This is a genomic window from Curtobacterium sp. MCBD17_003, from assembly GCF_003234885.2.
Taxonomy (GTDB): Bacteria; Actinomycetota; Actinomycetes; order Actinomycetales; family Microbacteriaceae; genus Curtobacterium.
Genome location: NZ_CP126275.1, coordinates 1084232 through 1105345, shown reverse-complemented (window position 1 = coordinate 1105345; position 21114 = coordinate 1084232). Strand labels below are relative to the sequence as shown.

Annotated in this window: 21 protein-coding genes; 7 read left to right on the top strand and 14 right to left on the bottom strand. The window is 72.4% G+C overall.

Annotation, left to right across the window (positions count from 1 at the left end; translation table 11 throughout):
* Nucleotides 1–6 precede the first annotated feature (6 nt).
* Both DEI88_RS05380 and DEI88_RS05375 read left to right on the top strand, forming a co-directional pair.
* Complete coding sequence (locus DEI88_RS05380; RefSeq protein WP_111071617.1) at nt 7–342, top strand: polysaccharide lyase beta-sandwich domain-containing protein; 336 nt, start codon at nt 7–9, stop codon at nt 340–342.
* A gap of 183 nt (nt 343–525) precedes the next feature.
* Nucleotides 526–723, top strand: coding sequence for a hypothetical protein (locus DEI88_RS05375; protein ID WP_111071616.1), 198 nt, complete (start codon nt 526–528; stop codon nt 721–723).
* Between the two features lie 142 nt (nt 724–865).
* Here the strand turns inward: DEI88_RS05375 and DEI88_RS05370 are convergent, their stop codons facing one another.
* Nucleotides 866–1309 carry a hypothetical protein gene (locus DEI88_RS05370; RefSeq protein WP_111071615.1) on the bottom strand — a complete coding sequence of 148 codons (444 nt, stop codon included), beginning with the start codon at nt 1307–1309 and terminating at the stop codon, nt 866–868.
* 243 nt (nt 1310–1552) lie between these two features.
* Nucleotides 1553–2323, bottom strand: coding sequence for an SDR family NAD(P)-dependent oxidoreductase (locus DEI88_RS05365; protein WP_111071614.1), 771 nt, complete (start codon nt 2321–2323; stop codon nt 1553–1555).
* Between the two features lie 95 nt (nt 2324–2418).
* On the opposite strand from DEI88_RS05365, the gene DEI88_RS05360 reads away from it, so the two are divergent.
* The 3 genes from DEI88_RS05360 (at nt 2419) to DEI88_RS05350 (ending at nt 5356) form a co-directional block, all read left to right on the top strand.
* A complete protein-coding gene (locus DEI88_RS05360) occupies nt 2419–4215 on the top strand; it encodes a dihydroxyacetone kinase family protein (protein WP_111071613.1) in 1797 nt (598 codons plus the stop codon).
* Nucleotides 4212–4673, top strand: coding sequence for a ribose-5-phosphate isomerase (locus DEI88_RS05355; protein WP_111008481.1), 462 nt, complete (start codon nt 4212–4214; stop codon nt 4671–4673). The genes DEI88_RS05360 and DEI88_RS05355 overlap by 4 nt, the downstream gene beginning before the upstream one ends.
* 143 nt (nt 4674–4816) lie before the next feature.
* Nucleotides 4817–5356 carry a hypothetical protein gene (locus DEI88_RS05350; RefSeq protein WP_111071612.1) on the top strand — a complete coding sequence of 180 codons (540 nt, stop codon included), beginning with the start codon at nt 4817–4819 and terminating at the stop codon, nt 5354–5356.
* Between the two features lie 52 nt (nt 5357–5408).
* Here DEI88_RS05350 and DEI88_RS05345 read toward each other — a convergent pair whose 3' ends face one another.
* From DEI88_RS05345 to DEI88_RS05325, 5 genes are all read right to left on the bottom strand, one after another.
* Entirely contained in the window at nt 5409–5894 is a 486-nt protein-coding gene (locus tag DEI88_RS05345; protein WP_111071611.1) for a hypothetical protein, read from the bottom strand.
* Between the two features lie 123 nt (nt 5895–6017).
* Nucleotides 6018–6428 (bottom strand): RidA family protein, encoded by a 411-nt coding sequence (locus tag DEI88_RS05340; protein ID WP_181441182.1) that lies wholly within the window; start codon nt 6426–6428, stop codon nt 6018–6020.
* A gap of 7 nt (nt 6429–6435) precedes the next feature.
* Nucleotides 6436–8007 carry a hypothetical protein gene (locus DEI88_RS05335; protein WP_111071610.1) on the bottom strand — a complete coding sequence of 524 codons (1572 nt, stop codon included), beginning with the start codon at nt 8005–8007 and terminating at the stop codon, nt 6436–6438.
* Nucleotides 8008–8047: 40 nt separating this feature from the next.
* On the bottom strand, nt 8048–8776 hold the full coding sequence (locus tag DEI88_RS05330) for a hypothetical protein (protein ID WP_111071609.1): 729 nt from the start codon (nt 8774–8776) through the stop codon (nt 8048–8050).
* Complete coding sequence (locus tag DEI88_RS05325; protein WP_111071608.1) at nt 8773–9378, bottom strand: LppP/LprE family lipoprotein; 606 nt, start codon at nt 9376–9378, stop codon at nt 8773–8775. The genes DEI88_RS05330 and DEI88_RS05325 overlap by 4 nt, the downstream gene beginning before the upstream one ends.
* A 66-nt stretch (nt 9379–9444) precedes the next feature.
* On the opposite strand from DEI88_RS05325, the gene DEI88_RS05320 reads away from it, so the two are divergent.
* Nucleotides 9445–10329: an oxidoreductase gene (locus tag DEI88_RS05320; protein ID WP_258374965.1), complete on the top strand. Its 885-nt coding sequence runs from the start codon at nt 9445–9447 to the stop codon at nt 10327–10329.
* A gap of 23 nt (nt 10330–10352) precedes the next feature.
* On the opposite strand, the gene solA is transcribed toward DEI88_RS05320, so the two are convergent.
* From solA to DEI88_RS05300, 4 genes are all read right to left on the bottom strand, one after another.
* The gene (solA, locus tag DEI88_RS05315) at nt 10353–11492 is read right to left on the bottom strand and encodes an N-methyl-L-tryptophan oxidase (protein WP_111071606.1); all 1140 of its coding nucleotides are present in this window, start codon (nt 11490–11492) and stop codon (nt 10353–10355) included.
* A gap of 10 nt (nt 11493–11502) precedes the next feature.
* On the bottom strand, nt 11503–12456 hold the full coding sequence (locus DEI88_RS05310) for a 3-hydroxyacyl-CoA dehydrogenase family protein (protein WP_111012763.1): 954 nt from the start codon (nt 12454–12456) through the stop codon (nt 11503–11505).
* Complete coding sequence (locus DEI88_RS05305) at nt 12453–13433, bottom strand: sugar phosphate isomerase/epimerase family protein (protein WP_111071605.1); 981 nt, start codon at nt 13431–13433, stop codon at nt 12453–12455. Before DEI88_RS05305 ends, DEI88_RS05310 begins: the two co-directional genes overlap by 4 nt.
* A gap of 257 nt (nt 13434–13690) precedes the next feature.
* A complete protein-coding gene (locus tag DEI88_RS05300; protein ID WP_111071604.1) occupies nt 13691–14572 on the bottom strand; it encodes an SDR family oxidoreductase in 882 nt (293 codons plus the stop codon).
* A 97-nt stretch (nt 14573–14669) separates the two neighbouring features.
* On the opposite strand from DEI88_RS05300, the gene DEI88_RS05295 reads away from it, so the two are divergent.
* On the top strand, nt 14670–15248 hold the full coding sequence (locus DEI88_RS05295) for a TetR/AcrR family transcriptional regulator (RefSeq protein ID WP_111071603.1): 579 nt from the start codon (nt 14670–14672) through the stop codon (nt 15246–15248).
* 253 nt (nt 15249–15501) lie between these two features.
* Here the strand turns inward: DEI88_RS05295 and rlmN are convergent, their stop codons facing one another.
* The 3 genes from rlmN to DEI88_RS05280 form a co-directional block, all read right to left on the bottom strand.
* A complete protein-coding gene (gene rlmN, locus DEI88_RS05290; RefSeq protein ID WP_111071602.1) occupies nt 15502–16752 on the bottom strand; it encodes a dual-specificity RNA methyltransferase RlmN in 1251 nt (416 codons plus the stop codon).
* Between the two features lie 110 nt (nt 16753–16862).
* On the bottom strand, nt 16863–18341 hold the full coding sequence (locus DEI88_RS05285) for a mannitol dehydrogenase family protein (protein ID WP_111027384.1): 1479 nt from the start codon (nt 18339–18341) through the stop codon (nt 16863–16865).
* Between the two features lie 264 nt (nt 18342–18605).
* Nucleotides 18606–21095, bottom strand: coding sequence for a glycosyltransferase family protein (locus DEI88_RS05280; protein WP_146246029.1), 2490 nt, complete (start codon nt 21093–21095; stop codon nt 18606–18608).
* Nucleotides 21096–21114 lie beyond the last annotated feature (19 nt).

Here is a 21114-nt window from a genome sequence, read left to right as displayed (position 1 = left end):
ACGGCCGTGCACCCCTCGTCCTCGCTGCTCCCCCTCGTCCCGAGCGACGGCGTCACGATGACGAACTTCTGGGCGACCGGGGCGCCGAAGACCGCGGGGATCCAGGTCAGCGGAGCAGCGTCGGTCGTCACCCAGCGGGCGGACGGCACGCTCGCCGTGGCGGTGAGCGATCCCACGCAACGGCGCACGGACACGGTGACGGTCACGGTGGACGGCGCGGCGACCGGGGTGGTCTCGACGGACTCCGGTGTCACGGTCGTGTCGACCAGTCCGAACACCACGATCTCGGTGCCCCTGTCCGGAGCAGCGGGCAGGAGCTTCACCGCGCGGTTCACCGTGTAGTGCCGCGCATGGTCGTGTGTCGACGGTGAGGCTGATTTGGCGCGTGCGCGTGCCAACGACGAGTGGCCGGAAGGACGACCGCGCACTTGTCGTCCGCACGCGCCCTTGGGCGTCCCGCCGTCGCCACGACCACGACCACGCCCGGCGGCCCGACACAGAGGCACCGCGCGTAGCGTCCGCGCCATGAGCGACAACGAGCAGACCGAGCCCGTCATGGACGGCGCCACCGACGCGACGAACAAGGAGAAGCTGGCGGGCCTGATCGAGCAGGTGGACAACGACCACGGGAGCGAAGGCGCCTCGAGCATGGCTGACGAACTCCGGAACCGGATGGCCGAGACGCAGGTCGAGCCCGAGTCGGCCGCTGACACGGAGGACTGATCCACCGGAGCGGTCCGTGCGGGGGGGTTCCGATCCCGACCGCAGCCATCCCCCGTCGCATGCGAACGACGAGGGCGCTGTCTTCGGACAACGCCCTCGTCGTTTCCACGCCCGCCAGCGCCAGGCGACGCTGCCGACCCGATCAGTCGATCGAGTAGTACGGGTTCTTGAAGCTGTAGGTCGCCCCGCAGTGCGTCCCGTAGTCGGGCGCGTGTCCGGCGCACAGCCACACGGTCACGTCGGTCACCCCGACGCTGCTGTCGGACGGCACGGTGCCGCTGCAGCTGGTTCCGGACCCCTTCGTGCACGGTGAGATGTAGTTGATGCTGCCACCGCCCGCGCCGGCGACGTCGTAGATGAGGTACGGCCCGTTCCCGTCGGGCGCGGTGTCGGCTTCGGTGTAGTTGATGTGGAAGGTCTCGCTCGTGCTCCACGTGACCTTCACCACGGCCGATGCGTTGCCGTCGCTCGACGAGATCGCATGACTCTGCGTCGTCGTGACCGCGTTGGCCGGTGCTGCGATGCCGACGGTGAGTGCGAACGCTCCGAGAGCGGCGGCCCCGATGATGCGCTTCCTGATCTTCATGACGATCCCCTTTGATGTCATTGCCCCTGATATCCGACGAATCGTCGGAATGAGGGTCATCGAAGCACCGAGGCCGCTGGTCGTCAAGATGCTGCTGCGCCGGGGTGGCGCCCTGGGCCCGGACCCCGGGCGAACCACCGCGCGGCATCGAAGCGTCCCGGAGCGCGGACGACCCCGGGCCGCGAACCGCCGCAGGGCCCGAACCGCAGCCGGGCCGGAGGCGGCCGCCGAACCCCGGAGCCGTCAGTTCATGTACAACCCGCCGTTGACGTCGAGCGTGTGCCCGGTGATGAACCCGGTGTCCTCGCGGAGCAGGAACTCCACCGCGACGGCGACGTCGTCCACGGTGCCGATGCGACCGACGAGCAGGTCCGCGGCCATCTCGGCCTTGCGTTCCTCGGTCAGGGTGCCGCCCATGATGTCGGTGTCGATCGGGCCGGGGGCGATGGCGTTCGCGGTGACGCCGAGCGGGCCGAGTTCGCGGGCGAGTGCACGGGTCAGGCCGATCACCCCGGCCTTCGCGACCGAGTACGGGGTCTTGCTGTAGGTCCCTCCGCCGCGTTGTGCCGACACGGAGGAGATGCTCACGATGCGGCCGACCCCGCTCGCCGCCAGGGACTCGGCCACCCGACGCGAGACGTGGTGCACGCCGGTCAGGTTGACGGCGATGACGCGGTCCCACTCCCCCGGCTGGAGTTCGAGGTACGGCGTCGGGGAGCTGATGCCGGCGATGTTCACGAGCGCGACGATCTGCGGCAGCGCGGACTCGAGTTCGTCGACGGCGCCGCGGACCTCGGCTTCGTCGGAGACGTCCGCACCGACCCCCGCCGCCCGGACACCGAACGACGCCGCGAGCTCCGACGCCGCTTCCGCCGACGCATCGTCGTCGAGGTCGATGATCCCGATGTCCCAACCGGCAGCGGCGAGCCGCCGCGCGGTCGCTCGGCCGATCCCGCGGGGCGAGACCGCCCCGGTGACGATCGCGGTGCGGGCGGCGGGGAAGGCAACGGTCATGGCCTCGGTGTACTCGCATCTCCGACCAGCCGCCACCCATACGGGGTCGATAGGCTCGCCATCTCCACGTCCGGTCCAACGAAGGAGCGAGTGTCGTGACGCGTCTGTGGAACCAGCCCACCCAGTTCGTCGACGAGATGATCGAGGGCTTCGTCCTCGCGAACGGCGATCGAGTCCGCCAGGTCCGAGGCGGTGTGACCCGGTCCACGAGGAGCCCGGACCCCGAGGTCGCCGTGGTCATCGGCGGCGGCTCGGGGCACTGGCCGGCGTTCGGCGGTCTCGTCGGGCCGGGGCTCGCGCACGGGGCGGCGATGGGCAACCTGTTCGCGTCGCCGTCGTCGATCCAGGTCGAGTCGGTGATCCGCGCGAGTGAGCAGGGCCGGGGCGCCCTGCTCAGCTACGGCAACTACGCCGGTGACGTCCTCAACTTCACGGCAGCGCAGGACGCGGTCCGGGCGGACGGCATCGACTGCCGCACGGTCCTCGTGACGGACGACATCTTCAGCGCGTCGAGCGACGAGCGCGGCAAGCGTCGCGGCATCGCGGGCGACCTCACGGTGTTCAAGGTGGCCGGGGCCGCCGCGGCCGAGGGCATGGGCCTCGACGACGTCGAGCGCGTGGCGGTGCTGGCGAACGAGCGGACGCGGTCGATGGGCGTCGCGTTCAGCGGCTGCACGCTGCCCGGCGCGGACGAACCCCTGTTCGACGTCCCCGAGGGGCGCATGGCGATCGGGCTCGGCATCCACGGCGAGCCCGGCATCGACGAGACCGACATCCCCAGCGCCGAGGGGCTCGCCGAGCTGTTCGTCGAGCGACTCCTCGCCGAGGCGGAGATCCCGGAGGGCGTCGACCTCGACGACGCGCGCGTGGTCCCGATCCTCAACGGGCTCGGGTCGGTCAAGGTCGAGGAGCTGTTCGTCGTCTACCGCTCGATCGCGGGGCTGCTGCAGGACCGTGGGCTCACCGTGGTCGACCCGCAGGTGGGCGAGTTCTGCACGAGCTTCGACATGGCCGGCGCGTCCCTGACCCTGCTCTGGCTCGACGACGAGCTCGAGCGGCTCTGGACCGCGCCCGCCGACACCCCGGCGTTCCGTCGGGGCAGCGTCCAGCAGGACCTCGTGAGCGCCGGACCGACGGCCGCGGAGGCCGACACGGAGGACGCGATCCGGCCCTCCAGTGCGGAGTCCCGCGAGTCCGCGGCACACATCGTCGACCTGCTCCGCACGGTCGCGACGACCGTGGAGGACCACGTCGACGACTGGGGTCGCCTCGACTCGATCGCCGGCGACGGCGACCACGGCATCGGCATGCAGCGCGGTGCGAGCGCGGCACTCGACGCCGCGACCGCCGCTCTGGAGGCCCAGGGCGGCGCCGCCACGGTCCTCCACCGGGCGAGCGCCGGCTGGGCCGACCGCGCGGGCGGCACCTCGGGCGCGCTGTGGGGCGTGCTGCTGCGGACCCTCGCGAGCGAGCTCGACGACGAGACGCAGCCGACCGCCACCGCCGTCGCGACCGGTGTCGCCCAGGGCCGGGAGGCCGTGCAGTCGGTGGGCGGAGCGGCCGTCGGTGACAAGACGATGGTGGACGCGCTCGTGCCGTTCGCCGACACGCTCACCGCGCGGGTCGACGTGGGCGACGACCTGGCGACCGCGTGGGCCGCCGCTGCCTCCGCTGCCGAGGAGGGTGCGGCGTCGACGGCGGACCTCGTGCCGCACCTCGGGCGCGCGAAGACGCACGGCGACAAGGCCGTCGGCTCCCCCGACCCCGGCGCCGTGTCGTTCGCGGCGATCGTCGGCGTGGTGGGCCATGCACTCGCAGGTGGCACGGACACGGACGGAGTACACCGGGACCCCGGAGCGACAGACCGTCGCGAGGAAGGAGCCACGCGATGACGCAGTGGCGGTTGGTGATCGGCTCGGACGACGCCGGGTACGACTACAAGGAAGCGATCCGCAAGGACCTCGAGGCGAGCGACCTCGTGGCCTCGGTGGTCGATGTCGGCGTGGACGCCGACGGGCACACGAACTACCCGACCGTGGCGACCGCCGCGGCGGAGATCGTCGCCCGCGGGGATGCGGACCGGGCGATCCTGTTCTGCGGCACGGGCCTCGGCGTCGCGATCTCGGCCAACAAGGTGCCGGGCATCCGGGCCGTGACCGCGCACGACTCCTACTCGGTGGAGCGGTCGATCCTGTCGAACGACGCCCAGGTGCTCTGCATGGGGCAGCGCGTCATCGGCCTCGAGCTCGCCCGCCGCAACGTGCGGGAGTGGCTGACGTACGAGTTCGACAGCTCGAGCGCGTCGAACGACAAGGTCGAGGAGATCCGGGCGTACGAAGCGGCGCACTGAGCTGCGGCGCTGACGAGCGCCGACGCGGAGCAGTCGAGGGGGAATCGGCCTCTGCGGTGCCGACGCCGCGCTCAGGTGGTTCTCGAGGCGTGTCCCTCGCAGTCGGGTCGCGCTCATCGCATCCGTCCTCGTAGCCTCAGCACGTGAACACCGGGCGGCTGGTCCTCATGACGGCGACAGCGCTCGCCGCCGTGCTCGCGGGCACCTTCAGCGTCGTGGCTCTCGAGCCGCCCGCACTGACCTCGCCGGGTTCGTCAGGAGGGGTGTGCGGTGGCTTCGCACGCCACAACGCGCCGTCGGACATCACCGTCACGATCGCGGTCCGGAACCGCAGCTCGCACCCGGTCGATGTCCTCGGTGCGCGGGTCGACGCGGCGAAGGGGCACACGGTCCGGTTCCACATCGACCCGGAGGGGCACGTCGCACCGAACGGATTCGGTGCACTCGCGGACTTCGAGCATCGAGGCCACGTCGTCGACATCGCGGACGCCACCATCCCCGGGCACACGACGTCGACGATCCTCGCCACCGTGACGTTCCGCCAAGGCGATGCGCTCGTCCCCCTCTCCGACGTGGCGGTCGACTACCGCGGCCGGCTCGGCACGGTCCGGACTGTGGACATCCCGGCTGGTGTCACCGTGAGTGCTCCCGGGCACGGTGCTGCCTGCGTCGCGGAGGGCTGACCGCGTCCCGTCGGCGCCGGTGCGCCACTTGCTCCGCCCGAGGAACGTGATCTCATCCGTAGCCCTCGTCGAAGAGTCGCCAGCCGTCGGCGGTGTGCGTGAAGCAGAACTCCCAGCCCGGCAGCGACCCCGGATCGGCGCCGCTCATCCCCTTCTGCACGATGTCCACCGGGATGCATTCCTCGGCGGCCGGAGCGTGCTCCGCGGACACATGAGACGTCCGTCCGACGTTCCCGTACGAGACGAGATCCGGATCGTCATCCGACCACCAGGTGTGGCGCCGCGTCCCGCACCAGGGAGCGTCCCGTTCCGGACCATCGGGAGCCATGAGCGCTGCAGTGACCCGGCACTGGTGCGCCTTCGCCGCGCGGAGGTAGACGAGGAGCACCTGCCGGACGGGCGTGTCCGGGGCCGGCAGCAGCGCTTCGACCGCACGCTCCTGAGCCTCGGCCCGCTCGTGGTGCACCACCGTCACCGTCGACACTGCGACCGCCGCCGCGATGCCGATCGCGCCAGCGGCCCACAGTCTGCGTGGCATACTTCGACGTCGCTCCTCCACGAGCGGAAGCATGGCAGCATCCGCGGGTCACGCACAGCGTTCCATGTGTGCGTTCGCTCAGCGGTCGGAGGCGCTCACCACCGGTGGTGGGCCTCCCGGTCGTCACGCGTCGCGGACCGCGGCGACCGCTTCGATCTCCACGAGCTGGTCGTCGTACCCGAGGACCGTCACCCCGAGCAGCGTGCTCGGCACGTCATGGCCCCCGAAGGCCGCTCGGACGACGTCCCACACCGCGATGAGGTCTGCCTGCCGCGACGACGCCACGAGGACGCGGGTGCTGATGACGTCCTCGAGCCCCGCTCCTGCGTCTCGGAGTGCCGTCTCCAGGTTGGCGATGCACTGTGCTGCCTGGCCAGCGTGGTCCGCCGCGGCCACGGTCGCTCCGGCGGCGTCGAGCGGGCACGCCCCAGCGAGGAAGATCAGCCGAGCGCCGGCGGGAGCGGTCGCGGCGTAGGCGTAGTCGACGTTGCCGGCCAGGGTCGACGAGCGGATGAGCGTCACATGCCCGGACACAGGCTGCTCACGAGATGAAGGGGATGGTCCGGGGGCTGCCCACGTTGCCCGTCTCGTCGACCGCCCACGCCATGAGCTCGTAGCGCCGCCCCTTCGGGAGTGTCAGGGTGGCGGTTCCGGAGGCGCTGGCTCCGACCGCGTAGCCGGACGTCGGCGTCGCGTCGACCCCGGTTCCGGACACGAGCCGCACGATCGTCGTCGCGGCGTCGGCCGATGCCGAGCGGGTCCAGGTCACCTTCCGCGTGCCACTGCCGATCAGCGTGAGGCCCTTCGGTGCTGCGGGAGCCGTCACGTCGCTGCGGTCCTGCCACTGGATGAGGCCGGTGATCGGGTGCGTGGGGTCGCTCGGACAGGTTGCCGTGAAGGTCGCATGGAGATGGTCGATGAGGTGGTCGGGAAGGAATCCCACGCTCGTGATGGTCTCGGTTCCCGACGATCCTCCGCACCCGGACGCACCGTTCGAGAAGTCGAGGCCGTAGTTGCCGAACCACTGCTCCGCGTGCCTGCCGGCCGTGAGCGTCCCGCTCTTCGACGTCACGTCCAGGATGTGGCCGCCCGTCCAGAAGTCGTAGGTGTGCCCGGTGCCGAACATCCAGTAGCCAGGAGTACTGCGCGGCGATTCGTAGATGACGGTCGGCCCCTCCGTGTCCGTGTTCGTCCGGACCTGGGTGGTGTCCCCACGGTGCTGGTCGATGTAGCTGGCACTGGTCGTCGAGATCTTCGTGGTGCCGAGGTTGGCAGATCCGGCCAACGAGGCGGTGGCTGTGGCCGAACCAGCAGCGATGCTCAGGGTCGCAACACGCGGCCCGCCTGCCTTCGGTGAGAAGCCCACACGGACGACGCACGTTGCGTCGGGCGCCAAGGCGCGACCGCTGCAGGCATCCGAGGCGAGGGCGAAGTCGGAGGCATCCGCGCCGGAAACCGCGGCTCTCCCCAGACGCACCGATGCGGCCGACGCGTTCCGGATCGACTCCTCCGCCCACACCCGCGTGCCGTTCACGGGCATCTCGGGCCACTCGAGGTGCTGCCCCGCGAACCGCACCGGAACCTCCGGCTCGCCCATCCGGATCTCGCCGAAGTACGCCTCGAGGGGGGTGATGTCCGAGTTCCGGAACACGATGTCGAACCGCGTCACCCTGCCCGTGCTGTCGGCAGCGAGATCGAGCACGTCGAAGTCGCCCACGTATTCCTTCTCGCTCGACCCGTAGGAGACGTGCACCTTCGCCGCGGTCGGGTCGCCCTCGAAGTCGATGCCGGAGTACCGACCGACGTGGAGGTTCTGTCCCCACGGAGCGGTGATGTGGACCTCGGCCTGGCCGGTCTGGCCGGCCAGCGTCGTCGTCGGGTTGCTCGGGAGGACCACATCGATGTCCTGGAGCGTGGCTGACAGCACGGTGATCGTGCCGTCCTCGTGCCGCTGCGCATCGGTGAGCCCGTAGTTGTCCGGGGTGTCGGTGTTGGCGATCAGTGCGATCGCTGAGGACACGTCGGGCGCGGCTGCAGCGGGCTGTGCGACCAGGACGCCGCCGGCGAGCGCGGCGACGAGGGTCAGCGGGACGAGTGCCTTCGGGTTCAGCACGGGTTCCTCCTCGAACGGGATCGGTCATCGTGACCGTCACTCAGATACTGGACCCGTTCCCACTCCCTGTCCGCGGTGGCGACGGCTGCAGTCCGAGCGCCCGCTCCATCACCGCGATCGACTGCCGGGCCGCGTACTCGTCGCGCTCCGTCTGCGCGTCCTCGACCCGCAGGTGCACGGCGCCCGTGTACCGGCCGGTGCTCACGCCGTCGCGCGGGGCGAGATGCAGCACGACGCCCCATCCTTGCTCCGACTGTTCCCACGAGTGGTCCGGGGTGTGGAACGGCTCGATCGACAGCGCCTCGGCCCGCTCCGCGATGTGACGGCCCTCCGTGTCGGTCGCGGTGTCCCAGAGCGCGATCCCCCGCGCGGAGAACGCGAGCTGGCACGGGAACGTGACGGAGAGACCGGGGTCCCACGCGGCGAGGTCGTCCTTCGTCGACGGGGTCGCCAGCGCGCTGACGAAGGCGATCCCCGGATGCCGGGCGCTCCGCGCACCGCGCTCGTCCCTCCGGCGGAGTCGCACCAGACGCAGCGGGCCACCGGCCGCGCACGCGATGGTGGCGAGACCCCCGGCGCGCAGGGCGAGCGGGAACGCGTCCGAGTGGACGCCGTGGATGCGGACGAGCAGCACGACCGTCAGGACCGCGAACACGACGGCGAGCACGCTGAACACGATGGTCGACGGATGCCGCCGGGCCGTTGCAGCGAGCGACGCCGACGTCGCGCGGTGCTCGCCCACCGGCACGCCGGACCCGGGCTGACTCACTGCGCCGGAGGCGTGCTGCCGTCCATCGTGACCTTCCCGGCACCGGAGTCCCAGGTGTACGTGGCGTTCGCGCGGCCGGTCGGATCGGCGTCGGAGTCGTTGCCCTGCGGGTACGGGTAGGTCACGGCGATGCTCGTCGACGAGGTCCGCCGGACCGTGGGCTGGAACGCGTACTGCTCCTTCGTCGCGGTTCCGAGGTAGGTGCCGTCATGGAACAGCAGGATCGCGTACGGGGAGCTCGCCGTGGAGCCGGAGACGGTGACGACCGACCACGACAGCGGCGCGCAGGGGTCGTACCCGGAGTAGTCGGCGCCCGCCGCGTCCCAGTGGGCCGTTCCCCGCAGGTTCACCGGGAGCGGGAGTGCCGCGATCCCCGTCGCGGCGGCAGCCCGCCCCGTCGCGGGTCCGCACGTGCTCGTCGCGCTCGGGGTGCTCGTGGTGCTGGGCGAGGCGGGGGCGGCGGACGGTGTCGGGGTGCTGCGCGTGACCGTGCGCGCCGTGCTGCTCGGGTGCGGAGAGGTGGTCCCGCCCGAGCACCCGGCGAGCACCACGGTGAGCGCCGTGCCGAGGAGGACCAGACCCGAGGAACGTCGTGTGAGCATGCCTCCACATTGGCCCCGCTCGCCGAGCGCGTCCTGACCGTGCGCCGAAGCGCCAGGATGGAGTCCATGGACCCGAGCATCGCGATCGTCGGCCCGGGTGCGATCGGCACGACGGTGGCAGCAGCGCTCCACGAGGCCGGTCGGACCCCGCTCCTCGCCGGCCGGACGCCGCGGGAGCACCTCCGGCTCCGGACCCCGGACGGCGCGGTCGTCGTCGTCCCCGGGCCGGTGCACACCGATCCGACGACGATGTCCGGACCCGTCGACGTCGTGTTCCTCGCCGTCAAGGCCACCCAGATCGAGGCCGCCGGGCCCTGGCTCGCCGCGCTGTGCCACGCAGACACGGTCGTGTGCGTGCTGCAGAACGGGGTGGAGCAGGAGGCGACCGTCGGTCCGTGGGTCCCGGGCACGGTCCTCCCGGCCGTCGTGTGGTTCCCCGCCCAGGCCGAGCCGGACGGCACGGTGGCGCTGCGGCGACCGCCGCGCCTGACGCTCCCCGACGTGCCGGCGGCGCAGTCGGTGGTCGATGTCCTCGAGGGCACCCGGTGCGCGGTCGACGTCACCGAGGACTTCGTGACCGTCGCGTGGCGCAAGCTCCTCCACAACGCCGCCGCCGGGCTCATGGCGCTGAGTGGGCGGCGATCTGGGATGTTCCGACGTGAGGACGTCGCCCGGCTGACGCTCGACTACCTCGCCGAGTGCCTCGCCGTGGCGCGGGCAGCGGGCGCCCGCCTCGGCGACGACGTCCCACAGGACGTCCTCGACGGCCTCCGCGCACAGCCGGCGGACCTCGGGACCTCGATCCTCACCGACCGCGCCGCTGACCGCCCGCTCGAGTGGCGGGTCCGGAACGAGGTCGTGGCACGGCTCGGCCGCATGCACGGCATCCCGACCCCGGTCAGCGACGTGGTCGTGCCGCTGCTCGCCGCCGCGAGCGACGGGCCCGGCTGACCCGGGAGGCCCGCCACGGACGGTCAGGCGATCGGCACGGGGGCCATGACATCACGGAGCCGGAAGGCGCTGATGTCGTCGTCGGTCCGACCATCGAGGGCGAGTTCCGCCAGGATCCGCCCGATCGTCGGCGTGAACTTGAACGCGTGGGCGGCCCCGAGCGCGACGAGCACGTCCGGGTGCTCCGGCAGCGCGTCGACCACGAACCGCCGGCCGGGGGTCAGCGTGTACTGGCAGGTGATGGTCCGGACGTCCGCGCCGCTGGCGGGCAGGAACCCGCGCATGAACGCCCGCAGCTGGTCGAGGAGCTCCTCGGAGTGCCGGAAGGTCCGCTCCTCGGGCGTCATGCGGTTGTCGGAGGCGTCTCGACCCGCCTTGACGGTCGGCTCCCCGTAGGTCGGGAACCCGTAGTAGCAGGGCTCGTCCTCCCAGATCCACACGGGGAGCCGGTCGTCGCCGAAGTCCTCGGGGCGGTCCGGCCCGAAGTACGTGACCTGCTCCTGCATCGTCACGAGCGGGACCTCGACACCGAGGGGCGCGATGAGCGCGTTCGTCCACGCATCGGCGGCGACGACGACCTTCCGCGCTCGGACCGTCCCCGCGGTCGTCATGACCACGACTCCGTCGGGTTGGGGTCGGAGCTCCTCGACCCGTGTCCGGTCGCGGAGCACCGCACCGTGCGACCGTGCCTGCATCTGGAGCGTCGCGACGGTGCGGGCCGCGGGGACGATCCCGGTGTCGGGCGAGAACACGGTCTCGACTCCCGGGGGCAGGGTGAACTGCGGCCATCGCGCGGCGACCGCGTCCCGGTCCATGAGCTCGAACGGCAGGTCCTGCGCCGCGAGTGCCGCGGCGAAGGTGGACACGGGGTACGGACTGCCCGGTGGCACGAACACGACGCCGCCGGTGGTGGTCACGAGGCGTTCGCCGCTGACGCGTTCCAGCTCGGCCCAGTCCCGGTACGCCGACTTCGCGAGCCGGACGTAGGCCTCGTCCCCGTACGAGGTGCGGAGGATCCTCGATGTGTCGTGGGAGGCACCGCGCACGTGACCGAACTCGAACTGTTCGAACAGGACCACCGTCGCACCCCGGAGTGCCAGGTGGTGGGCAGCGGCGCTGCCCAGCGCCCCGGCGCCCACGACGGCGACGTCGAACTCCTCCATCGCGGTCCGGTCAGTCGATCGGTGCGGGGCCGAGCTCGTCGAGCAGCTTCTGCAACGCCACGTACGCCCGGTTCCGGTACGCGACGAGTTCCGGCGTCCGGTCCGCCGGGACGTCGAGGTACCCGGCGCCCGACTTCGTGCCGAACTTGCCCTCGGCCACGAGCGCGGCGAGCGACTCCGGGGTCGCGAACCGCTCCGGCCACCGGGTCTGGAGGGACGCGTAGCAGAACGCGTACACGTCCAGGCCCGCCATGTCGGCGATTGCGAACGGGCCGAACACGGGCAGCCGGAAGCCGAACGTGGTCCGGACGATGGTGTCGATGTCCTCGGGGCTCGCGATGCCCTCGGCGGCGATGTCCGCGGCCTCGGAGAACAGCGCGTACTGCAGACGGTTGAGGACGAAGCCGACGCTGTCCTTGACCCGGGCGGTCTGCTTGCCGGTCGCGCGGACGATCGTCTCGGCGGTCGTGATCGCGGACTCGGTGGTGGTCTCGTGCGGGATGATCTCGACACCGGGGATGAACGGCGCGGGGTTCGAGAAGTGCACCCCGAGGAACCGTTCGGGCCCCTCGACGGCCTCGGCGAGTGCGCTGATGCGGATGGTCGACGTGTTCGAGCCGATCACCGCCTCCCGGCCCGCGGCCGCGCTGATCCGGGCGAGGGTGGCGTGCTTGATCTCGATCTTCTCGGGCACGGCCTCCTCGATGAACTCGGCGTCGGCGACGGCGGCCTCGACGGACTCGGCGGGGTGGACGAGCGCGGCGATGCGCTCGACGGCATCGGCGGGGAACAGCCCGTCGGCGACGAACTGCCGAGCCTCGTCGAGCAGCCGCGTGTGGTTGCTCGCGGCGATCTCGGCGGAGACGTCGGCGAGGGCGACCTCGGCCCCGGACAGCGCGAGCATCTGCGCGATCCCGCCACCCATGTACCCGGATCCGACGACGGCGGCTCTGATCTGACTCATCGTGCGACCTCCTGGGGCAGCAGGGTGCGGATGTACCGCTGGTTGGTGGCGCAGACGCCGAGGCTGTCCCCGCCGTACTGCTCGGTCATGATGATGCCGCGGAACCCGACGTCCACGGCCTCGCGCAGGACCTGCCGGTAGTTGATGATGCCGGTCTCCATCGTCGAGGGGACGCTCGTCGCCCACGAGCCGTCGCCGGCCTCGTCGCGTGTGTAGTTCTTGACGTGCAGGTAGTTCGCGTACGGCAGGGTCGCGGAGAACACCTCGCGCCAGTCCTCGACCGGACGGTGCAGGCGGATGAGGTTCGCGACGTCGGGGTTGAGGCCGACGTTGTCGAGGCCCACCGCCTCCACGAACCGGACGGCGCTCTCGGCCGTGCCGAGGTACGTGTCCTCGTACATCTCGAGCGCGAGGGGCAGCCCGACGTCGGCGGCGTGCTTGCCGAGTTCGCGGATCGACCGGACGGCGCGGTCCCAGACCTCCGGGTCGTCGGGGTCCTTCGGCCCGGGCGCGGTCCAGAACCACAGGGCCTTGCGCTGCGCCTCGCTGAACGGCTGGTGGAGCCCCGTCGAGAACACCTGCATGCCCCACGCGGCGGCGGCGTCGATCGTCCGGTGCGCGTACGCGAGGTTCTCGTCCTCGTGCCCGGGCATGATGACGCTGCGCCGCTGCAGGTGCACGCTGGGGATCCCGATGCCGTGCTCCCTGGCGGTGGCGAGGAGCTCGTCACGTTTGCCGGGATCGTAGTCGGCGGGGCGGATCCGGTCGTCGGCCATCTCGGCGAGCGTGAAGCCCACCCGCTCGATCTGGGCGAAGATGTCGTCCCACACCGCGATCGGGGCGTCGTGCAGCGTGGTGCCGTCGCGACCGACCGGTGGGAACCCGTGCAGACACACGGCGATCGGCCAGGTGTCGGCGGTCCAGGTGGCGGGGTCCCAGTCCTGCTCGGTTCCGGGTCGGTCTGGTCCTCGGGCCACGGTGCCTCCTCGCACATCGGCGTCATGGGCGACACCGGGCCCGACGTTACTCCGGTGGTGACCGCGGGGGTCCGGACCCGGGCGTCTCGGCTGAGTTCGCGCGCGGTCGTCGTCGGCGCGCGCGGGTGCGCGCCGACGACGAGTGCGCGCGCCAGCGACAGCGCAGTTGTCGTCGGCGCGCGCACGTGCAGGGGCCGCGGCGGGTCGGCCGGGAGGGACGGCGCCAGCCCGCCCCGTCCCTCCCGGCCGCCAGGGGGTCAGGGCTGCACGAGCTCGAGGTCCTCGAGCACGCTCGGGTGCGTCGGGGTCCAGCCGAGCGCCCTACGGGTGATCGCGCTCGAGGCCGGCTGGTCCGTCGCGAAGATCGGTCCGAACGGGCCGAAGGTCTCCTCGGGCACCTGCTCGACCGGAAGGCCGAGGCGCCGACCGATCACCCGGACGAGGTCGATCACGGCGTCACCCTCGTCGGCGACGGCGTGCCACGCGGACCCCGCCGGGGCGGACTCGAGCGCCAGCCGGAAGAGCACCGCGGCGTCGGCGGCGTGCACGGCGGGCCAGCGCTGGCTGCCGTCACCCGGGTAGCCCGCGACGCCGGTCCTCCTGGCGTTCTCGGTGAGGAGCCCGGCGAACCCGCCCGTCCCGTTCGCGTGCACCGTGCGGGGCAGGCGGATCGCCGAGGACCGCACACCCCGGTCGGCGTACCCGAGGATCGCGTTCACGGTGATGCCGCGCCCGCCGACGGGTCCGTCGGTCGGCAGCGGGTCCTCCTCGGTCGACGGGCGACCCTCGACCCAGGGCGTCCCGGACACGACGACGAGCGGACGGTCGCTGCCCACGAGTGCGTCGGCGAGCGTGGTCATCGCCGCGGTCTCCTCGGCCATGCCCTGCTGGATCGACTCGGTCGACCCGTAGTCGCGGCTGAACGCCAGGCTGATCACGCCATCGACCTGCCCGGCCGCGGTCCGGAGGACGTCGAGGTCGGCGATGCTCCCCCGGATCGTGCTGGCGCCGGCCTGCTCGAGCGTGGCGGCGGAGGCCTCGGAGCGAGCGAGGGCGAGGACGGTGTGGCCGTTGGCGAGCATCTCGGCGACGACGGGCGTGCCGATCGTGCCGGTGCCGCCGGTGACGAAGACGTGCATGGGGACTCCTCCGGGTGATGAGACTGTTGTCCCATCACCGTAGCACCATGATGGGACAACAGTCCCATCACGGGCTCGGAGTCGTAGGATGAATGGCATGGCGCGATGGGAACCGGGAGCGCGGGACCGACTCGTCCTCGCGGCCGTCGACCTGTTCACCGAGCAGGGCTACGACGAGACGACGGTCGCGCAGATCGCCGAACGTGCCGGCGTCACCAAGAGCACCTTCTTCCGGTACTTCCCGGACAAGCGCGAACTCCTCGTCGCCGGGCAGGAGACCCTGAGCACCCTGCTCGCCGAGGGCATCGCCGCCGCGCCCGCGGACGCGTCCCCGCTCGAGGCCGTCGCAGCCGGACTCGCACGCGCCTCGGACGAGATGGGGCCGATGAACCGCGACATCGGGCCTCGGCTCCGGGCCGCCGTCGCCGCGAGCGCCGAGCTGCAGGGACGGGACGCGCTGAAGAGCGTCGGGCTCGCCGTCGCCATGACGGACGCGCTCGTCGCCCGCGGTGTCCCGGCCGCCACCGCGCACCTCGCGGCCGAGATGGGTCTGCTCGCGTTCAAGCAGGGCTACAGCCGCTGGGTCGAGGGTTCGCGCGACGACGATGCCGGGCTCGCGCCGCACGCGCTCGCCGCGCTCGAGGACCTCCGGGCCGCGACGGCGTCACTCGGCTGACGCTGCGGCCCGGCGCGCCGCATCTGCGCGCGCCAGCGACAACTGCGCTGTCGCCTGCGGGCGCACTTGTCGCCTGCGGGCGCACTCGTACCGCGCGCCGCACGTGCGCACGCCGACGACGAGTGCGCATGCGGGCGCACGTCCCGTTGTCGTCGGCGAGCGCACACCGCACCGGACGTCGGACGGGAGGGACGGCACCAGCCCGCACCGCGCCTCCCGGCCGGCGGGCGGTCGCGGCCGGCGGGCGGTCGCCCTACACGTCGGCGGCGGCGAGCTGCCCGCAGGCGCCGTCGATCTCCTTGCCACGGGTGTCGCGGAGCGTCGTCGGGATGCCGGCGTCGTTGAGGCGCCGCACGAACTCGTCCGTCACGTCGCGCTCCGACGCCGTCCACACGGAGCCGGGCGTCGGGTTGAGCGGGATCGGGTTGACGTGGACCCAGCCGTGGCCGCGCTGGTTGAGCTTGTGCGCGAGCAGGTCGGCACGCCAGGCGTGGTCGTTCATGTCCTTGATGAGCGCGTACTCGATCGACACCCGACGGCCCGTCTTCTGGAAGTAGCGGTACGCGGCGTCGATGGCCTCGTCGACCTTCCAGCGGGAGTTCACCGGGATCATCTCGTCGCGGAGCTCGTCGTCGGGCGCGTGCAGGGAGAGCGCGAACGTGAGGGGGATGCCCTCGTCGGCGAGCTTGTCGATCGCGGGCACGAGTCCGACCGTCGACACGGTGATGTGCCGGGCGCTCATGCCGAGGCCGTTCGGCTGCGGTGCGACCATGATGCGCACGGCGTCCATCACGCGCTTGTAGTTCGCGAGCGGCTCCCCCATGCCCATGAACACGATGTTCGTGACGCGCTCGGGGTCGGTTCGGTCCTGGCCGCCACGGGTCGGGGCACCCGCGAGCTCCCCCGCCGCCAGCGCCGCGTTCGCCCGGACGATCTGCTCGACGATCTCGGCTGTCGACATGTTGCGCGTCAAGCCGTTCTGCCCGGTGGCGCAGAACGGGCAGTTCATCCCGCACCCGGCCTGCGACGACACGCACAGCGTGATCCGGCCCGGGTACCGCATGAGCACCGACTCGACGAGCGCGCCGTCGTGCAGCTTCCACAGGAACTTGATCGTGTCGCCCTTGTCGGTCGTCAGGCGCCGGGCCTCGGTCAGGAGGGGCGGCAGCAGTCCGGCGACGAGCTCCTCGCGTCCGGCGGCGGGCAGGTCCGTCATCGCCGCCGGGTCCGAGGTGTAGTGCGTGAAGTAGTGCGTCATGAGCTGCTTCGCCCGGAAGCCCGGCAGGCCGAGCTCCCTGACGCGGGCGACGCGCTCCTCGGCCGACAGGTCCGCGAGGTGCACCGGCGGCTTGCCGCGCTTCGGCGACGCGAACTGCAGCAGCGGGCGGCCGGTCGGGTCGAGCTGCTGCTTCCAGCCCTCGGTCGTCGGACGGACCTGGGGGCGGGCGGCCTCCGTGCTCACGGTCGCGGGGCGGAGGCCGGGGGTGCGGAGGTCGGAGGGCATCGGGCGATTCTACGGGACCCCGGTCGTTTCCGACAGTCCGGGCGTCCCGGCCCCCGCCGCCCGTTCGCGGCGGCGGGTGGGACGAGCCGCTCTGGTAGCGGGGCCGGCCGTCAGCGGCGGACCGACAGGACCTCGTCGAGCGCCGCCTGCGCACCGGCGGAGCAGAGGGTGCCGAGGCTGCGGCGATAGGGCGTCGTGAACCGCTCGTCGTCGACGAGGTCCCCGAACACGTCCCGGTTGCGCAGGAACGCGAGGTCGTCCGACCGCTGCTGCGCCGCCGCCGGCATGAGGACGTCGCGGAGCTGGTCGACGACCTCGAACCGCTCGCCGTGCTCGCCGACACCCTCGGCGTACCGGGCCCAGCTCGCGACGACCGCAGCCGCCAGGTCGATGGGGAGGCCCGCCTCCAGGTCGGCGCGCACCACCGGCAGCAGCCACTTCGGGATCCGGTCCGACGACTCGGCGGCCAGCCGCGCGAGCGTGTCGAGGATCGCGGGGTTGCCGAACCGCTCCATGAGCGTCGCCTTGTACTGGTCGAGGTCGATGCCCGGCACGGGGTCGAGCGTGGGCGTCGCCTCCTCGTCCATGTAGCGCTCGAGGAGCCGGGCGATCAGCGGGTCGGTCGCGGCCTCGTGCGCGTAGGTGTGTCCGGACAGGAGGCCGAAGTACGCCATCGCCTGGTGCGAGGCGTTGAGCAGGCGGAGCTTCATGAGCTCGTAGGGCACGACGTCCTCGACGACCTGCACGCCAGCCGTCTCGTACAGCGGACGGCGCAGGGTGAACCGGTCCTCGAGCACCCACTGCTCGAAGGGCTCCGCGACGACGGGCCAGGCGTCGTCGATGCCGAACTCGTCCCGGACCATCGCCCGGTCGGCATCCGTGGTGACCGGGGTGATCCGGTCCACCATGGAGTTCGGGAACGACACGTGCCGCTCGATCCACGCGCCGAGCTCCGGGTCCTTCGCGGTGGCGAACGCGACGATGGTCTGCCGGGCGGTGTCGCCGTTGCCCTGGATGTTGTCGCACGACATCACGGTGAACGGCGGGATGCCCCCGTCGTGGCGGCGGCGCAGGGCCTCGGTGATGAACCCGAACATCGTCGTCGGCGTCGCCCCGGGCGTCAGGTCCGCGGCGATCGCCGGGGCGTCGAGGACGAACTGCCCCGTGACGTGATCGATGTTGTAACCGCCCTCGGTGACGGTCAGGGACACGATGCGCGTGGTGGGCGCGGCCATCAGGGCGAGCACGGCCTCCGGGTCGTCCGGGGCGTACAGGAAGTCCGCGACGGAGCCGATGACACGGGGCTCCAGGGTCCCGTCGGGGTGCTTGAGCACGAGTGTGTACAGGTGGTCCTGGGAGTCGAGCGCGTCGCGCATCTCGGCGTCGCGCGGCATGACCCCGACGCCGGTGATCCCCCAGCACAGCTCTCCCCCGGCGTTCATGAGCCGGTCGACGTACATCGCCTGGTGCGCCCGGTGGAAGTTGCCGAGGCCGAAGTGGACGATGCCGGTCGTGACGGCGCTCCGGTCGTAGGTGGGCACGGCGACGCCGGTGAGCGTGTCGAGGGTGGCGTTGCTGAGCGTGGTCATGTGGGGTCCTCCCGTGGCGCGCTCCGTCGCACGCCCCTCCCGTCACTGTACGACCGGTGGTGGCGTCTGCGGGAGTGGTGGCACGGGTCGGGCCGACTCGGACGTGCGCGCATGGACGACGACTGCGCTGTCGTCTGGCGGCGCCCTCGTCGTCCGCGCGCGCACCCGCCAGGTCGTCGTCCGTGCGCGCACCCGCCCGGTCGTCGTCCGCGCGCGCACCCGCCCGGTCGTCGTCCGCGCGCGCACCCGCCGGGTCGTCGCACCTCAGGCTCCCGCACGCGCCGCACACCGCTGGCGGAGGAGCGCGGCGAACCGTTCGTGCCTCGCGGCGGCGTACGCCTCGAGCCGCTCGGCCGTGCCGACCCACAGACCGTCCGAGAGCACCGGGCCGTCGACGACCGCGCGCAGGGCACCGGCCAACGCCTCGGCGTCGCCCGGCGGCACCTCGACCAGCTGAGGACCGACGAGCGGGCGGAGTTCCGCGAGCGCCGGGCTCGCCGCCGTGATGACGGTCCGCCCGCACGCGAGCCCCTGCCACACCTTGTTCGGGATCACGGACCGGGCCTTGTCCGACGTGCCGAACACCCCGAGGACGACGTCGTGGTTGGCGATGACCGTGGCGAGCTCCTCTGCCGGCACGGGTTCGAGCAGGGTCGCGTCGACGCGGTCGCCCTCGTCGTGGAGCTGTGCGCGGATCCGCTCGAGGACGGAGGCGTACGACACGAACGTCGCGCGGATGGGACGACCGACCTCGCCGAGCGCCGACACGATGACCGGGACGCCGTGCAGCGGGACGTCGTGGCCGTAGAACAGCACGCGGAGCGGCCCGGACGCAGCGGCCGCGCGACCCGAGGGCAACGTGCCGGCCTCAGCGGCAGCGCCGGCAGCAACGCCGGCAGCAACGCCGGCAGCAACGCCGGCAGCAACGCCGGCAGCAGCGCCGGCAGCAACGTCGGCGCGCGACACGGCCTTGGCGCCAGCCTCCGCCGGCGGGACCGCCGGCGGGACCGCCCACGCCGGCGCCCCGACCGGGAGGCTCACCACCGCCGTCCGCGCCGGCACCCGTTCCCGGAGCGCCGCAGCCCGCACCTCGGTGTCGATGAGCAGCACGTCGGCGGAGCGTTCGGCCAGGCGATCGACGACCCGGCAGCGGAGGGCGCGGAGTGACCGCGGGGCGGCCAGTCCGTGGTCGTCGATGTCCGTCTCGTACTGCCCGACGAACCGATCGACGACGACGACCCCGCCGCGGAGCCGCGCGACGAGTGCGACGAGCGGCGCGACGACGAGCGACATCTCGGCGAGGAGGTGGACGTCGTACCCACGGAGCCCGAGCACCGTGCGGGCGTCGCGGGTCATCCGTCCGATGACGCTCCCGCCCCGGTGGCGCCGGACGACGTCGACCGCGAACCCCGCCGCACGCAGGTGGTGGCGCACGCGGGCGTTCCGCGGGTAGGCGGGGTCGTCGACGCGGACGTGTGCGACGCGGAGGACCGTTGTGGCTCGCCGGACGCGCCGTCGCCGCCGCCGATCGAGCACGACGACGGCGACGACCTGCACGGCGAGCACCGCGGCCTCGGCGGAGAGCACCCCGAGCATCGCTCCGCGCGCACCGTCGACGCGGGCGAGGACGAGCACCCCGGGCACCCCGACCAGGCATCCGGCGGCGGCGCTCAGGGTGATCGCGGGGACCCCGCGGAGCGCCACGAGCACCAGGCCACCGGTGGCCCGCGATGTCGTGACGACGACGACGAGCAGGCCGCTCAGCACGGCGAGGTCGGGCGCGACGGTGGCGACGCCGGCGAAGAACGCGCGCGAGACCGCGGGGACCACGACGACGAACCCAGCGCCGACGAGGACCCCGACGCCGACGTTCCCCCAGAGCGCGACCCAGGCCCGTCGGATCCGCCGGTCCGGATCGGCGGGGCCACCCACCCACCCCTGGAGTGCGGTCGGCAGGGCCTTGAGCGCGGTGAGCGCCCATCGCTGGAGCCGGTCCGCGGCGGCGAACACCGCGACGGCCCCGGGCGCACTGACGCCGGCGAGCGTGATCGGGACGCTGATGTAGGTCGCGCTGAGCACGCGTCCGAGGAGCGGTTGCAGCTGGATCCGGACGGCGCGCACGACGAGCCGCGGGGTGAGCTGTCGCAGGGTCGCCGGTCCGATGCCGAGCAGCGTCGTCCCGAGCACGACCGGCACGAGTCCGCCGACGACCAGGGCGAGGGGGAACACCCACAGCGGCGCACCGGCAGCGAGGGCGACCGCGGCGACGACGACGGGCAGCGTGCGGGGCAGTGTGTCCGCCCAGAGGATCGGCCCCGGCCGCCCGAGGCCGATCCAGCACCAGACGACGTTGACCGAACCGAGTGCCCCCGCGGTGCCGATCCAGCCGACGAGCGCGGGAGCACCGACGGGTACCAGGTGCGCGACGACCCAGACACCCGCGGTCACCGGCAGCAGGACGAGCACCTGGGTCACGAGTGCGAGCCCGACCGAGCGACGGAGGTTGCCGAGCGACTGACGGGCGGACCGCTGCGGTCCGCTGATCCCCCAACCGAGCTCGACGACGACCGCCGCGGCCGCCCCGATCGACTGCCCGAGCGCGACGTCGCGCCACCCCTCCGCACCGAACCGTGCGGCGATCGCGGGGACCGCGACGAGTGGTGCGAGCCCGCCGACGACGGGGAGCACCGCGAACCCGACGAGCCGCCGGATCGCCATGACTCGTCTGCTGTCGGTCGGGAGGAACGGGGCCACCCGCCGACGCTAGGTCGCC